The sequence below is a fragment of the Bradyrhizobium canariense genome (genome assembly GCF_018130465.1).
In the GTDB taxonomy this organism is placed as follows: Bacteria; Pseudomonadota; Alphaproteobacteria; order Rhizobiales; family Xanthobacteraceae; genus Bradyrhizobium; species Bradyrhizobium canariense_C.
The window spans coordinates 234,211-248,736 of the sequence record NZ_JAFCKJ010000002.1; the positions used below are offsets into that span (position 1 = coordinate 234,211).

The window sequence follows — 14,526 nt, forward strand, 5'->3', positions numbered from 1 at the left end:
AACCAGTAACACTCTCAAAAATCGCTTCATGACGTACACACAAGTGAAATACCACTGAAGATTGTGTTCCTGGCGCCGCTGGTTGTCAATACTCATCCGTTGACCCAGCGGTCGCTTTTATGGCCTAGTCCGCCGTCTTTAGACGGCCGTATCCACGAAAACCCAACGATTCCATGACCTCCGAACGCTATAACGCCCGCGACGCCGAACCGCGCTGGCAAGCCGCCTGGGACCAACAGGCGATCTTCGTCTCCAAGAACGACGATTCGCGGCCGAAATACTATGTGCTGGAGATGTTCCCCTACCCGTCGGGGCGCATCCATATCGGCCATGTCCGCAATTACACGCTTGGCGACGTGCTGGCCCGCTTCATGCGCGCCAAGGGCTTCAACGTGCTGCACCCGATGGGCTGGGACGCTTTCGGCCTGCCGGCCGAGAACGCCGCGATCGAGCGCAAGGTGGCGCCGAAGGCCTGGACCTACGACAACATCGCCGCGATGAAGAAGCAGCTCCGTTCGATCGGGCTGTCGCTGGACTGGAGCCGCGAGATCGCGACCTGCGATCCCTCCTATTACAAGCACCAGCAGAAGATGTTTCTGGACTTCCTGCGCGAAGGCCTCGCCGAGCGCGAGAAGCGCAAGGTGAACTGGGACCCCGTCGACATGACCGTGCTCGCCAACGAGCAGGTGATCGACGGGAAAGGCTGGCGTTCGGGCGCCCTTGTCGAACAACGGGAAATGAACCAGTGGGTCTTCAAGATCACGAAGTACTCGCAGGAGCTTTTGTCCGCGCTGGATACGCTGGATCGCTGGCCCGACAAGGTGCGGCTGATGCAGCGCAACTGGATCGGCCGGTCCGAGGGCCTGTTGATCCGCTTCGCGCTCGATGCGGCGACGACGCCGGCCGGCGAGAGCGAGCTGAAGATTTTTACGACGCGTCCCGACACGTTGTTCGGCGCGAAGTTCATGGCGATCTCGGCCGATCATCCGCTGGCGCAGGCGGCCGCCGCGAAAAATCCCAAGCTCGCCGCGTTCATCGGCGAGATCAAGCGGATGGGCACCGCGCAGGAGATCATCGACACCGCCGAGAAGCAGGGCTTTGACACCGGCATCCGCGCGGTCCATCCGTTCGATCCGAGCTGGAAGCTGCCGGTCTATGTCGCCAACTTCGTGCTGATGGAATACGGCACCGGCGCCATCTTTGGCTGTCCCGCACACGACCAGCGCGACCTCGACTTCGTCAACAAGTACAATCTCGGCAACACGCCGGTGGTGTGCCCCGAGGGCCAGGATCCGAAGACCTTTGTCATCACCGATACCGCCTATGACGGTGACGGCCGCATGATCAATTCGCGCTTCCTCGACGGCATGACCATCGATCAGGCCAAGGACGACGTGGCGAAGCGTCTCGAGACCGAGCTGCGCGGCAACGCGCCGGTCGGCGAGCGCCAGGTCAATTTCCGCCTGCGCGACTGGGGCATTTCGCGCCAGCGCTATTGGGGCTGCCCGATCCCCGTCATCCATTGCGCCAAATGCGATGTGGTGCCGGTGCCTGATGCCGACCTGCCGGTGACGCTGCCGGACGATGCGACCTTCGACAAGCCGGGCAACGCGCTCGATCATCACCCTACCTGGAAGCACGTGACCTGTCCGCAATGCGGCGGCAAGGCTCAGCGCGAAACCGATACCATGGACACCTTCGTGGATTCGTCCTGGTATTTTGCGCGCTTCACCGATCCCTGGAACGAGAACGCGCCGACGACGCCTGCGGTCGCCAACCGGATGCTGCCGGTCGACCAGTATATCGGCGGCGTCGAGCACGCGATCCTGCATCTGCTCTACAGCCGCTTCTTCACGCGTGCGATGAAGGCGACCGGGCACATCGCGCTGGACGAGCCGTTCGCCGGCATGTTCACGCAGGGCATGGTGGTGCACGAGACCTACCAGAAGGCCGACGGCACCTACGTCCAGCCGGTCGAGGTGAAGGTCGAGACCGGCGCCAACGGCCGCCGCGCGACGCTGCTGACGTCAGGCGAAGACATCCAGATCGGCCCGATCGAGAAGATGTCGAAGTCGAAGAAGAACACGGTCGACCCCGACGACATCATCGAGACCTACGGCGCCGACGTCGCGCGCTGGTTCATGCTGTCGGATTCCCCGCCCGAACGCGACGTGATCTGGAGCGACGAGCGCGTCCAGGGCGCCTCGCGCTTCGTGCAGCGGTTGTGGCGGCTGGTGAACGATTCCGTGGAACCCGGCAAGGCCGCGCCGGCAGCCCGGCCGGCCAGCTTCGGTCCGGACGCCACCGCCTTGCGCAAGGCCGCCCATGGCGCGCTGGACAAGGTCACCACCGGAATCGAGCGGCTGCACTTCAACGTCTGCCTCGCCCATATCCGCGAATTCACCAATGCGTTTGCGGAGATCTTGCAGCGTCCCGGCCAGCCGGCCCCGGATCTCGCCTGGGCAATCCGGGAGGCCAGCCAGATCCTGGTCCAGCTGTTCTCCCCGATGATGCCGCACCTGGCCGAGGAGTGCTGGCAGGTTCTGGGCCACAGCGGGCTGGTTTCCGAGGCCAATTGGCCCCAAATCGAACGCGATTTGCTGGTTGAAGACAGTGTGACCCTCGTGGTTCAGGTCAACGGCAAGAAGCGGGGCGAGGTCACAGTTGCAACAGCGGCCGAGAATCCGGAAATCGAGGCTGCCGTTTTGGCCCTCGATGCGGTAAAACTGGCCCTGGACGGCAAGCCCGTCCGCAAGGTGATTATCGTCCCCAAGAGGATCGTGAATGTTGTCGGCTAGGATCCGCATCGCAGCCCGCTTACTGGCGGTCGCCGCACTGGCGGCGCTGACGGCCGGCTGCTTCCACCCGATGTATGCCGAGCACACCGACGGCACCCCCGGGCTGCGCGAGAAGCTGATGGGGGTCGATCTGCCCCCGATCGCCAAGGCCAATGCCTCGCGCGAGGCCCGCGTCGGCGTCGAGGTCCGCAACGCGCTGGCCTTCAAGCTCTATGGCACCGCCACCGGCATGCCGCCGACCCACCGCCTGGAGATCCGCTTCTCGAGCAGCAAGACGTCCCTGATCGTCGATCCCAATACCGGCCTGCCGAGCAGCGAAAACTACGGCCTCGACGCCCAGTACAATTTGATCGAGGTCGTCAGCGGCAAGTCGGTGATGACCGGCACGACGTTCTCCCGCGTGTCCTACGATATGCCCGGCTCCTATCAGCGCTTCAGCCGCAACCGCGCGGTACGTGATGCCGAGGATCGTGCCGCCAACGAGATCGCCGAGAACATCACGACTCGCCTCGCCTCGTTCTTCACCGCGGGCACCTAATTCATCCCGTCATCCCGGTTCGCCCGGAATGACGAACCCCAGGCAACATGGTCGCGCTGCGCGGAAAAGAGATCGACGCCTTTCTCGCCCGCCCCGATGCGGGCCGTCCGATCATCCTGCTCTATGGTCCTGACGCCGGCCTGGTCCGCGAACGCGCGGATGCGCTGATCGCCTCGGCTGTCGACGATCCCAACGATCCCTTCTCGCTGGTCAAGGTCGATGGCGACGAGCTCTCCGCCGAGCCGTCGCGCCTTGTCGACGAGGCCATGACGGTGCCGCTGTTCGGCGGCCGCCGCGCCATCCGCGTGCGCGCCGGCTCCCGCAGCTTTGCCAGCGCTATCGACACGCTGGCGGAGATGGGCGTCAGGGATTGCCGCATCGTGATCGAGGCCGGCGAGCTGCGCCCGGAATCGCCACTGCGCAAGGCCTGCGAACGCGCCAAGACGGCCGTCGCGATCGCTTGCTATCCCGATACCGAGCGCGACCTGGCCAAGCTGATGGAAGACGAGCTCCGCATCGCCAATTTGCGCATCACGCAGGATGCCCGCGCGGCGCTGATGTCGTTCCTCGGCGGCGACCGTCAGGCCTCCCGCAACGAGCTGCGCAAGCTCACACTCTATGCCCATGGCAAGGGCGAGATCACGCTGGATGACGTGATGGCTGTCGTCGCCGATGCGTCGGAGCTAAAACTCGATCCGATCGTCGATGGCGCCTTCGCCGGCCGGCCCGAGATCGTCGAGAACGAGTTTGCCAAAGCCATGATCGCCGGCACCTACCCCGGCGTGATCATCTCTGCGGCACAGCGTCAGGCGGCGTGGCTGCATAAATCGGCGCTCGCAATCGCCGACGGCACACCCGCTTCCGCGGTGCTCGACAGCGGTTATCCGCGCCTGCATTTTTCGCGAAAGCCCGCGGTCGAAACCGCGCTACGCAATTTCAGCGTGGCGCGGCTCGCCGCGATCATCGAGCAGCTCGCGACCGCCGCGCTCGACACCCGCAAGCAATCGACGCTCGCCGCCGCCATCGCCCAGCGCACGCTGATGGCGATCGCGGCGAACGCGAAGCGGCGGGGCTGAGCTTCCCAATGTCGTCCTGGCGAAAGCCAGGACCCATTACCCCAGGGAGAGGTTTGGGGAAGATTCGTAGTCCGGTATTGCGACCAGCTCCAATCGGGACATCACGCGGTATGGGTCCTGGCCTTCGCCAGGACGACACCGAGGGTAGAAGCTAAATCCCACCCTTCGCCAGCCGCCGCATCACCTCGTCGAGCTGATCGAGGTTGCGGTAGTTGATCTGGACCGAACCGCCGGGGTCGCGGTGGCTCACCGTGACCTTGAGCCCGAGCGCGTCGCTGACGCGCTTCTCCAGGTCGACCGTGTCAGGGTCCTTTTCCTTCGCCCCCGTGCGCGCCTTCTGCGGCTTGCGCTCCGGCACGCCCTCTTCATGCGCCAGCGCCTCGGTCTGGCGGACGTTGAGGCCTTCTTCGACGATGCGCTTGGCGGCCGCGAGCGGATCAGGCACGCCGATCAGCGCGCGGGCATGACCTGCGGTCAGCTCGCCGCTCGTGATCAAGCTTTGCACCTCGGCGGGAAGCTTCGTCAGCCGCATCATGTTGGCGATGTGGCTGCGGCTCTTGCCGACGACTTTGGCGATGTCGTCCTGGCTGCGTTTGAACTCGTTGGCGAGCGCGTGATACCCAAGCGCCTCTTCCATCGGATTGAGATCTTCGCGCTGCACGTTCTCGACGATCGCGAACTCCAGCGCATCGCTGTCGCTGATGTCGACGGGTACGATCGGCACTTCGTGCAGGCCGGCCATTTGCGAGGCGCGCCAGCGCCGCTCGCCGGCGATGATCTCGAAGCGGTCCTGCGCACCCTTCACCGGGCGCACCACGATCGGCTGGATCACGCCGTGCTGCCTGATCGAATCGCTGAGCTCCCTGAGCTCGCTTTCCGAAAAGCTGCGGCGCGGGTTGCGCGGATTGGGCTTGATGAACTCGATCGGCACCTTGCGTTGCGCGCGCGGGCGATCGACATGCTGAGCCTCGCCGCCGACGTCACCGATCAGACTCGCAAGACCCCGGCCCAGTCGCGAACGCGCTTCATCGGCCATCGCCAGCTCCCTTGGATTCACGGTGCAGCACTCCAGAACTGAATTCTCGAAACTTGTAGGATGGGTCAAGCGAAGCGAAACCCATCGCTGTCGGCGCGTACGATGATGGGCTTCGCTGCGCTCTGCCCATCCTACGAATCAACGCAGCTTCAATGCGTCGTCCGCAGCTCGCGCTCGCGCTGGATCACTTCGGTGGCGAGCCGCAAGTAAGCTTCGCTGCCGACGCATTTGAGATCGTAGACCAGCACCGGCTTGCCGTAGGACGGCGCCTCCGAGATGCGCACGTTGCGCGGGATCATGGTCTTGTAGACCTTCTCGCCCATGAACTGTCGGACGTCGGCAACGACCTGGTTCGAGAGATTGTTGCGCGAATCGAACATGGTCAGCACGATGCCGTGGATCGACAGGTTCGGATTGAGCGTCGAGCGCACCTGCTCCACCGTCTGGAGCAATTGCGATAGACCTTCGAGCGCGAAGAACTCGCACTGGAGCGGCACCAGGATCGCGTCCGAAGCCGCCATCGCGTTCACAGTGATCAAGTTGAGCGAGGGTGGACAGTCGATCAGCACGTAGGTGTAATCGGCGTCGGGCGAGACGTTGTTGTTGAGCGCGCTGATCGCGTCACGCAGCTTGTACGCACGACCGGGCGTGGTGCCGAGCTCGAGCTCGAGGCCGGAGAGATCCATGGTCGAGGGCGCGATATGCAGCCGCGGCACTGCCGTCGACACCACCGCTTCTCGCAGGCTCGCCTCGCCCACCAGAACGTCATAGGTCGAGCAGGAGCGGTTGCGGCGATCGATGCCGAGGCCGGTCGAGGCGTTGCCCTGCGGATCGAGATCGACGATCAGGACACGCTCGCCGATCGCCGCGAGCGCCGTGCCGAGATTGATCGCCGTGGTTGTTTTTCCCACGCCGCCTTTCTGATTCGCCAGCGCCAGAATGCGTGGATGGCCCTGCGGGACGGCAGTGGTCTGTTCTTGTTGCGGTTCGTCAATCACGCTCATCGCAAATTCCCCACTTGACCCCTGAACGCCTCACCCGCGCCGTTCGACGGAAGCCAGCTCGACGATCCAACCGTCGCCTGTCCGGCTTTGGTGGAGCTGCGGCTGAATATTCCAATATTTAGTGGCTTCGGTCAATTCAGACTCTACATCTTGACCTTTGAGAAACAACGCCTTTGCGCCCTGCCGCATCAGCGGCTCCGCAAAGCCGATGAGTTGATGTAGCGGAGCCAGCGCACGCGCGGTGACGCAATCGACCGGGCCGGTGATTCTATCCACATTATCCCCGATCTCAGCGAGATGTACGACTCCCGGAGATGTAGTTACTCGGATGGCTTCGCGCAGGAAGGCCGCCTTCTTGGCGATTCGCTCGACCAGATGGACGCTGGCCCCAACCGTCCCCGCCATGGCGCAGGCCAGGACGACGCCGGGAAAGCCGCCGCCGCTGCCGAGGTCGGCCCAGCGTTTGGCCGACGGGGCGAGAGCGACGAGCTGAAGCGAGTCGGCGATGTGCCGGGTCCAGAGATGCGGCAACGTCGAGGGCGCGACGAGGTTGGTCTTGGCCTGCCACTCCCGGAGCAGTGCGATGTAGCGATCGAGCCGGGCTTCGGTTTCATGTGAAACGGACGTGAGCTTGAGCGCCGCAATCTTGTCGGCGGCGATGACCGAGTCCAAAGATCGATCGTTGGCGCTGGCCTTGTCGATCTTCGGTCTGGTCGGCGCCGGTTCGGGGCGACGACCGACGCCCTCACCCGCCGAGGGTTTTCCTGATGACGATCTGCCGCCGCCCGGCCCGCGCTGTTTCACGTGAAACGCCTATGCGATTGCTTTGGAAGTCTTCCGCGCTTCGCGGCGGAGATAGGCCGCGAGGATGCCGAGCGCCGCCGGCGTCATGCCGTCGATCCGGCCGGCCTGGCCAACGGTGAACGGCCGCGCCTTCTCCAACTTGGCCCTCACCTCATTGGAGAGACCGGGGACCTGCTGGTAATCGACTTCCGACAGTACCATCCCCTCGTCCCGCCTGAAGGCCTCCACATCGGCGCTCTGGCGCTCCAGATAGACGTCGTATTTCGCGTCGATCTCGAGATGGGTGGCAATGACGGAATCAATGGCCGAGAGTTCCGGCCAGATCGCACGGACCTGGCTCCAGCCGATGTCCGGATATGCCATCAGCTCGAAGGCCGACCGTCGCTGGCCGTCCCGGTTCAGGGACAGACCATGCTTGCCGGCCTCGTTCGGGGTGATTGTCAGCGACTTCGACAGCGCTCGAGCCGCATTGAGGGAGTCCATCTTGGCTCGATGATGCACGGTCCGGGCGCTCCCAACGCATCCGAGCGCAATCCCCTTCTCGGTGAGGCGCTGATCTGCGTTGTCAGCCCGTAGCGTCAATCGGTACTCGGCCCGCGACGTGAACATCCGATAGGGTTCGCTGATCCCGCGGGTGACGAGGTCGTCGATCATCACCCCGAGATAGCCATCCGCCCGGTCGAATACGGTGAGCGCGGCGCCGCTCGCAGCGAGCGCGGCGTTCAGCCCGGCCACGATGCCCTGGCCCGCAGCTTCCTCGTACCCGGTGGTGCCGTTGATCTGCCCGGCCAGGAACAGGCCGCGCAAACGCTTGGTCTGGAGGGTCGGATCGAGCTCCCGGGGATCGATGTGGTCGTATTCGATGGCATAGCCCGGCCGAACCATCTTCACCTGCTCGAGGCCGGGAATGGTTGCGAGGATGGCGAGCTGAACCTCCTCCGGCAGCGAAGTCGAGATACCGTTGGGATAGACGGTGCTGTCGTCGAGCCCTTCCGGCTCCAGGAAGATCTGGTGACCGTCGCGATCGCCGAAGCGAACGATCTTGTCCTCGATCGAGGGGCAATAGCGCGGTCCGGAGCTCTTGATCTGGCCGGAGTACATCGGGGAGCGATGGACATTGGCTCGGATCACCTCGTGGGTCGCGGGCGTGGTCCGGGTGATCCCGCACTGGATCTGCGGCGTCGTGATCCGCTTGGTCATCACCGAAAATGGCTCCGGAGGCTCGTCCCCCGGCTGCATTTCGACCGCCGACCAGTCGATCGTAGCCCCGTCCAGACGCGGCGGAGTCCCCGTCTTGAGCCGTCCAAGGGTGAACCCGGCGCGCTCGAAGGAGGTCGAAAGGCCCATCGCAGGCGCCTCTCCAACCCGGCCGGCCGGCCAGTTCTTCTCTCCAAGATGGATCAGACCGCGGAGGAAGGTGCCGGTGGTGACGACGACAGCCCCTGCCCGAAGTTCGCGGCCATCTGCCAGGCGCAGGCCGACCACCCGTCCCTCGACCACGATCAGCTCGTCAGCCTCGCCTTCGACGACGGAAAGACCTTCGGTCTCCCGGATCGCGGCCTGCATCGCGGCGGCATAGAGCTTCCGGTCAGCCTGAGCGCGCGGACCACGGACTGCCGGGCCCTTACGGCGATTGAGGACGCGAAATTGGATACCGCCGGCATCGCCGACCCGGCCCATCAGACCATCGAGCGCGTCGACCTCGCGAACCAGATGTCCCTTGCCGAGACCACCAATGGCAGGATTGCAGGACATCGCGCCGACGGTCGAGAAACGGTGCGTCACCAGAGCGGTCGCCGCACCCATCCGGGCAGAGGCCGCCGCGGCCTCACAGCCGGCGTGGCCGCCGCCAATCACGATGACGTCGAAGCTCTCTCGCTCTGTTCGCATGGGCGGACTTCTAACTCAGAGGCCGGGAAGCCGGAAGTAGAAACTGGGCGAGGCGGTTGTTTCACGTGAAACGGGGCAAGGGAGGACAAGGGGGCCAAAATGTTTTTCGCGAAAACAACCCCATGCACAGTAGAATGGTCCTTGGAATGACTAGCATTTTTTAGTGCGACAAAACGGGGTTCGCGAAGGGAAAAGGCGTGGACCGGGGCGTTCAGCGCTTGGACACGGTCCGCTGATCGGAAACGCGATGAGATCGTCCGCACCCGCTCCTTAAGCCGCTGCCGGTCGTGCAGCGAGTTCAGATCCCCGCGCGTCCCGGCGAACCTCCGGCTGATCGAGACCAGTGTTTCACGTGAAACACCCGGGAACCGCGCGTGTTTCACGTGAAACGACAAGAAGTGGAACAAAGGCTAATTCTACAATGAAGAACTAGCGCTACTTTCCGATACAGAATTTCTGGAAAATGGCCCCCAGGACGTCCTCGACATCCACCCGACCCAACAGCCGACCCAAAGCATAGGCGGCAGCACGCAGCTCCTCGGCGGCAAGCTCCTCGCCCTCTTCTACTAGCTCCAGACTCCGGCGCAAGCTGTCCGATGCTTGCCGTAGCAGATCCCGCTGGCGGGCCCGGGTCACCAATGCGCCCTCGGTCGTTCCGAAGAAGTCGGCGGCGAATTTCACCAGGGCATCGACCAACTCGGGAATGCCGTCCCCCCGGCTCGCCGCGATTCCGAACTCAGCGCGCCGCCCGACGTCCTCGACCCCGCTGAGATCGATCTTGTTGCGCACGATCCAGACCGAGCCGCCGGCGGGACTGCTTCCGTTGCCGGACTTCCCCAGCAACGGCAGCGCCTCCGGATCGACAGCGCGCCCACCCTCCACCAGCCATAACACGAGGTCGGCGTCCTCGGCTCGCGCTCGCGCCCGGCGTACACCCTCCTGCTCAACCGGATCATCGGTCTCGCGAATGCCAGCGGTATCGATCACCGTGACGGGATAGCCATCGAGATCGAGCTGCACCTCGATCACATCGCGCGTCGTGCCGGCATGCGGCGAGACGATCGCGACGTCGCGGCGCGCGAGCTGGTTGATCAGCGTCGACTTGCCGACATTCGGCTCGCCCGCGATCGCAACCACCAGGCCGTCGCGCAAACGTTCAGCTTGTCCTTGTGCCGCAAGGACTTCTGCGATTTCGTCGTGCAGCGCACTGATCGCCTTGATCGCAGGCGCCATCAACTCGGCCGGCACATCGCCCTCGTCGGAGAAATCGATGCCGGCCTCGATCAAGGCCGAGGCCTCGATGATGCGGTCGCGCCAGTCGCGCGCGCGATTGCCCAGGAGGCCCTGCAACTGCCGTAGCGCCTGGCGGCGCTGGCGGTCGGTATCGGCATGAATGAGATCGTCGAGGCCCTCCGCCTCGGTCAGATCGAGCTTGCCGTTCTCGAAAGCACGCCGTGTGAACTCGCCGGGCTCGGCGGCCCGCATATTCGGAATTACGGAAATAGCGGAGAAGAGTGCGGCCAGCACCGCGCGGCCGCCATGGACGTGAAATTCGGCGACGTCCTCGCCGGTCGCGCTGGCCGGCCCCGGAAACCACAGCACCACCGCGTCGTCGATGGGCTGGCCCACGCCGTCCTGAACCAGCCGACGACTGGCCTGCCTCGGCGCCGGCAGCTTGCCCGCCAGCGTCGTCAGCACCAGGCTGGCACATGGCCCGGAGACGCGCACCACCGCGAGCGCGCTCGGCGGACGGCCGGACGACAGCGCAAAGATGGTGTGGTCTCGCGGATGCATGGCCTATTTGTCCGGCTGAAGGGAAAAAGGCAAACGTCCGTTTCAGCTGACGGATCGCGTGATTTTGCTGCACCAATTCCCGCAGCAAAATCCATATTGCAACGCAGTATATCCGCAGCCGCTTGCTGCGAAAATTACTCGCCACCGATTGTGAAATACTCCAACGTCAATATATTTCTTAGTTATATCAATAGCTTACGAAAAATCCGGTCCAATCGACAAACGCCTCACCATGCTGCAGCTATGCTGCAACAAGGCCGCACAAAAAAGGGCGCCCGAAGGCGCCCCTCTCATCCCATGCTGCACCCTGGATCAGGTGTTCATCGAGTCGAAGAACTCGGAATTGCTCTTGGTCGAGCGCAGCTTGTCGAGCAGGAAGTCGATTCCGTCCATCGTACCCATCGGGTTCAGGATGCGGCGAAGCACGTACATCTTCTTCAGGACCACCGGATCCGTGATCAGCTCCTCCTTGCGCGTGCCGGAACGCGAAATGTCGATCGCCGGGAAGGTCCGCTTGTCCGAAACCTTGCGGTCGAGGATCAGTTCGGAGTTACCGGTGCCCTTGAACTCTTCGAAGATGACTTCGTCCATGCGGCTGCCGGTATCAACCAGCGCGGTCGCGATGATCGTCAGCGAGCCGCCCTCTTCGATGTTGCGGGCAGCGCCGAAGAAGCGCTTCGGCCGCTGCAGCGCGTTGGCGTCGACACCGCCGGTCAGCACCTTGCCCGATGACGGCACCACGGTGTTGTAGGCGCGGCCGAGGCGGGTGATGGAGTCCAGCAGGATCACGACGTCGCGGCCATGCTCGACCAGACGCTTGGCCTTCTCGATCACCATCTCGGCGACCTGAACGTGGCGCACCGCCGGCTCGTCGAAGGTCGAGGAGACCACCTCGCCCTTCACCGAGCGCTGCATGTCCGTGACTTCTTCCGGACGTTCGTCGATCAAGAGCACGATCAGATAGCACTCGGGATGATTATGCGCGATCGAGTGCGCGATATTCTGCATCAGCACGGTTTTACCCGTGCGCGGCGGCGCGACGATCAGCGCGCGCTGGCCCTTACCGATCGGCGCGACGATGTCGATCACCCTTGCAGACAGGTCTTTCCGCGTCGGGTCGTCGATTTCCATGCGGAAGCGCTGATTCGGAAACAGCGGCGTGAGGTTGTCGAAATTGACCTTGTGCTTGGCCTTTTCCGGATCCTCGAAATTGAGCGTGTTGACCTTCAGCAGCGCAAAGTAACGCTCGCCCTCTTTCGGGCTGCGGATGTGGCCTTCGATGGTGTCGCCGGTGCGCAGGCCAAAACGCCGGATCTGCGAGGGCGAAACGTAAATGTCGTCCGGGCCCGGCAGATAATTCGCATCGGGTGAGCGGAGAAAGCCGAAGCCGTCGGAGAGCACCTCGACGACGCCCTCGCCGACGATGTCGGTCTCGGCGAGCGCAAGCTGCTTGAGGATGGCGAACAGCAGCTCCTGCTTGCGCATGGTGCTGGCATTCTCGACCCCGTTCTCTTCCGCGAACGAGACGAGCTCGGCCGGCGTCTTCGACTTGAGGTCCTGGAGTTTGATTTCCCGCATTGGGGTGGTCCTGTGGGGTAACCTGGGGAGGGGGTGCGAGGAGGCTCTGAAATGCGGACGCGAGAAGGCAAGGTCCGCAGGTCTGGCAAGGAGAGCGCCGGTGAGGCTTCAAACCTGATGGGGTGTCCGGCCTCTGGAAAGCTCAGACACAACCACATCCGCCTGCGTTGGGTGGGATGTCACCAATATAGAAAATCGCCTCACACTCCGCAAGCAGAAGCGCTGAGCGATCATTCGCGATCCTTGCCTAGAACGGCTTCACGATCACCATGATGACGATCAAGATCATCAAGGCAGTCGGTACCTCATTGATAATCCGATAGAATTTCTGGCTCCGGGGGCGCCGGTCCGCGGCGAAATCCTTCAACCAGCGCGAAAAAAAGCCGTGGACCGCTGACATCGCCAGGACCAGTGCCAATTTTACGTGCAACCAGCCGAAGGTGAACCAATGGCCGGCCCAGGCGAGATAGAGCCCGGCGAGCCAGGTGACGATCATGGCGGGGTTGATGATCGCCTTGAGCAGGCGCCGTTCCATGATCTTGAACGTTTCCGACTGCTTCGAGCCGATCTCGGCCTCGCAGTGATAAACGAACAGCCGTGGCAGGTAGAGCATGCCCGCCATCCAGGAGATGACGGCGATCACATGCAGCGCCTTGATCCAGAGATAGACGTCTTCGAACATGTCCTGCGTCCGGATTGCTGCCCAGCCGAGGGGGAATGCTGGGGATAGTAAGAACTCGTTAAGGTCTTACCTGCACACATATCCGTCCGTAGCGCCCTTCTCAAATAAGAATCTTAGATTCTTAAGGTTTGAGTCTATGTGACGGTGAATTGGACTCACACAATTCTGTCCGCCCGTTCCCACGCGCTTGTTCACATCCATCAACATATACCTGATCGCACTGGCCGCTTTCGATAAGTCGGCCAGCTTCAAAGGCTTGCGCGTTTCTGTCGGCAGCTTATCAAGAGGGTTATCGACACAATCCCGCTTCCCTTTCGACAGGGCATCGAACTTGTTCTCACGCGCAGTGGTGTGAAGAAAATTGGCAGTTGTCCCGCCCCCGGTGTCGCACATCCCTTTCCGAGGGGTTAAGCTTCACAGTAATCCACAAACCACACCGCCTTCATACAAAGGGCTTTTGTGCCGACCTCGAACAATTATTTCCATCTGCACCTCGTCTCCGACTCCACCGGCGAGACGCTGATCACGGTCGCGCGTGCCGTTGCCGCCCAGTACGCCAACGTCACCCCGGTCGAGCACGTCTACCCGCTGGTGCGCAGCCAGAAGCAGCTCGATCGCGTGCTCGACGAGATCGAGGAAGCGCCGGGAATCGTGCTGTTCACGCTGCTCGAAAAGGACCTGGTCTCCAGGCTCGAGGACAAGTGCAAAGGGATCAATGTTCCCAGCCTGTCGATCATCGGCCCGGTGATGCAATTGTTCGAGGCGTATCTCGGAGCTGCCACGACCGGCCGAGTCGGCGCCCAGCACGTGCTCAATGCCGAATACTTCAAGCGCATCGACGCGTTGAACTACACGATGATTCATGATGACGGCCAGCATGTCGAGGGGCTCAACGACGCGGACGTTGTGCTCGTCGGTGTCTCCCGCACCTCCAAGACACCGACGTCGATTTATCTCGCCAATCGCGGCATCCGCACCGCCAACGTGCCGCTGGTTCCGGGCATTCCGGTTCCCTCGCAGTTGGAGACGTTGACGCGACCGCTGGTGGTGAGCTTGCATGCGACGCCGGAACGCTTGATCCAGGTGCGCCAGAACCGCCTGCTCTCCATGGGCGCCGATTCCGGCAGCGACACCTATATCGACAGGCAGTCAGTCGCCGAGGAGGTCGCATTTGCCCGCAAGCTCAGCGCCAAGCACGATTGGCCGCTGCTCGACGTCACGCGGCGCTCGATCGAGGAAACCGCCGCGGCGATCATGAAACTCTACAGCGATCGCCAGCGTAACCGGCCTTCTGAATAGTCTCGGGAATAGTTTTAGGAATAATTT

At 63.0% G+C, this 14,526-nt stretch carries 11 protein-coding genes; 4 read left to right on the plus strand and 7 right to left on the minus strand.

The window, feature by feature from the left end; all coding sequences use genetic code 11:
- Window positions 1–173: 173 nt before the first annotated feature.
- From leuS to holA, 3 genes are read left to right on the plus strand one after another with little or no spacing between them, the layout of a single operon-like run.
- Window positions 174–2,798: a leucine--tRNA ligase gene (gene leuS, locus JQ591_RS05405; protein ID WP_211395003.1), complete on the plus strand. Its 2,625-nt coding sequence runs from the start codon at window positions 174–176 to the stop codon at window positions 2,796–2,798.
- Window positions 2,785–3,336, plus strand: a complete 552-nt coding sequence (gene lptE / locus JQ591_RS05410) for an LPS assembly lipoprotein LptE (protein ID WP_211395004.1) — start codon at window positions 2,785–2,787, stop codon at window positions 3,334–3,336. Before leuS ends, lptE begins: the two co-directional genes overlap by 14 nt.
- A 47-nt stretch (window positions 3,337–3,383) precedes the next feature.
- Complete coding sequence (holA, locus tag JQ591_RS05415; RefSeq protein WP_211395005.1) at window positions 3,384–4,412, plus strand: DNA polymerase III subunit delta; 1,029 nt, start codon at window positions 3,384–3,386, stop codon at window positions 4,410–4,412.
- A 151-nt stretch (window positions 4,413–4,563) separates the two neighbouring features.
- Here holA and JQ591_RS05420 read toward each other — a convergent pair whose 3' ends face one another.
- From JQ591_RS05420 to hemJ, 7 genes are all read right to left on the minus strand, one after another.
- Window positions 4,564–5,448, minus strand: a complete 885-nt coding sequence (locus JQ591_RS05420; protein ID WP_211395006.1) for a ParB/RepB/Spo0J family partition protein — start codon at window positions 5,446–5,448, stop codon at window positions 4,564–4,566.
- Between the two features lie 149 nt (window positions 5,449–5,597).
- The gene (locus JQ591_RS05425) at window positions 5,598–6,452 is read right to left on the minus strand and encodes a ParA family protein (protein ID WP_063992248.1); all 855 of its coding nucleotides are present in this window, start codon (window positions 6,450–6,452) and stop codon (window positions 5,598–5,600) included.
- Window positions 6,453–6,482: 30 nt separating this feature from the next.
- Window positions 6,483–7,256, minus strand: coding sequence for a 16S rRNA (guanine(527)-N(7))-methyltransferase RsmG (rsmG, locus tag JQ591_RS05430; RefSeq protein WP_349630366.1), 774 nt, complete (start codon window positions 7,254–7,256; stop codon window positions 6,483–6,485).
- Between the two features lie 9 nt (window positions 7,257–7,265).
- The gene (gene mnmG, locus JQ591_RS05435) at window positions 7,266–9,146 is read right to left on the minus strand and encodes a tRNA uridine-5-carboxymethylaminomethyl(34) synthesis enzyme MnmG (RefSeq protein ID WP_211395007.1); all 1,881 of its coding nucleotides are present in this window, start codon (window positions 9,144–9,146) and stop codon (window positions 7,266–7,268) included.
- A gap of 435 nt (window positions 9,147–9,581) precedes the next feature.
- A complete protein-coding gene (gene mnmE, locus JQ591_RS05440) occupies window positions 9,582–10,940 on the minus strand; it encodes a tRNA uridine-5-carboxymethylaminomethyl(34) synthesis GTPase MnmE (RefSeq protein WP_211395008.1) in 1,359 nt (452 codons plus the stop codon).
- A 312-nt stretch (window positions 10,941–11,252) separates the two neighbouring features.
- Window positions 11,253–12,518: a transcription termination factor Rho gene (gene rho / locus JQ591_RS05445; RefSeq protein WP_007598612.1), complete on the minus strand. Its 1,266-nt coding sequence runs from the start codon at window positions 12,516–12,518 to the stop codon at window positions 11,253–11,255.
- Between the two features lie 247 nt (window positions 12,519–12,765).
- Complete coding sequence (hemJ, locus tag JQ591_RS05450; RefSeq protein WP_211395009.1) at window positions 12,766–13,200, minus strand: protoporphyrinogen oxidase HemJ; 435 nt, start codon at window positions 13,198–13,200, stop codon at window positions 12,766–12,768.
- A 459-nt stretch (window positions 13,201–13,659) separates the two neighbouring features.
- On the opposite strand from hemJ, the gene JQ591_RS05455 reads away from it, so the two are divergent.
- On the plus strand, window positions 13,660–14,499 hold the full coding sequence (locus JQ591_RS05455; protein WP_211395010.1) for a pyruvate, water dikinase regulatory protein: 840 nt from the start codon (window positions 13,660–13,662) through the stop codon (window positions 14,497–14,499).
- Window positions 14,500–14,526 lie beyond the last annotated feature (27 nt).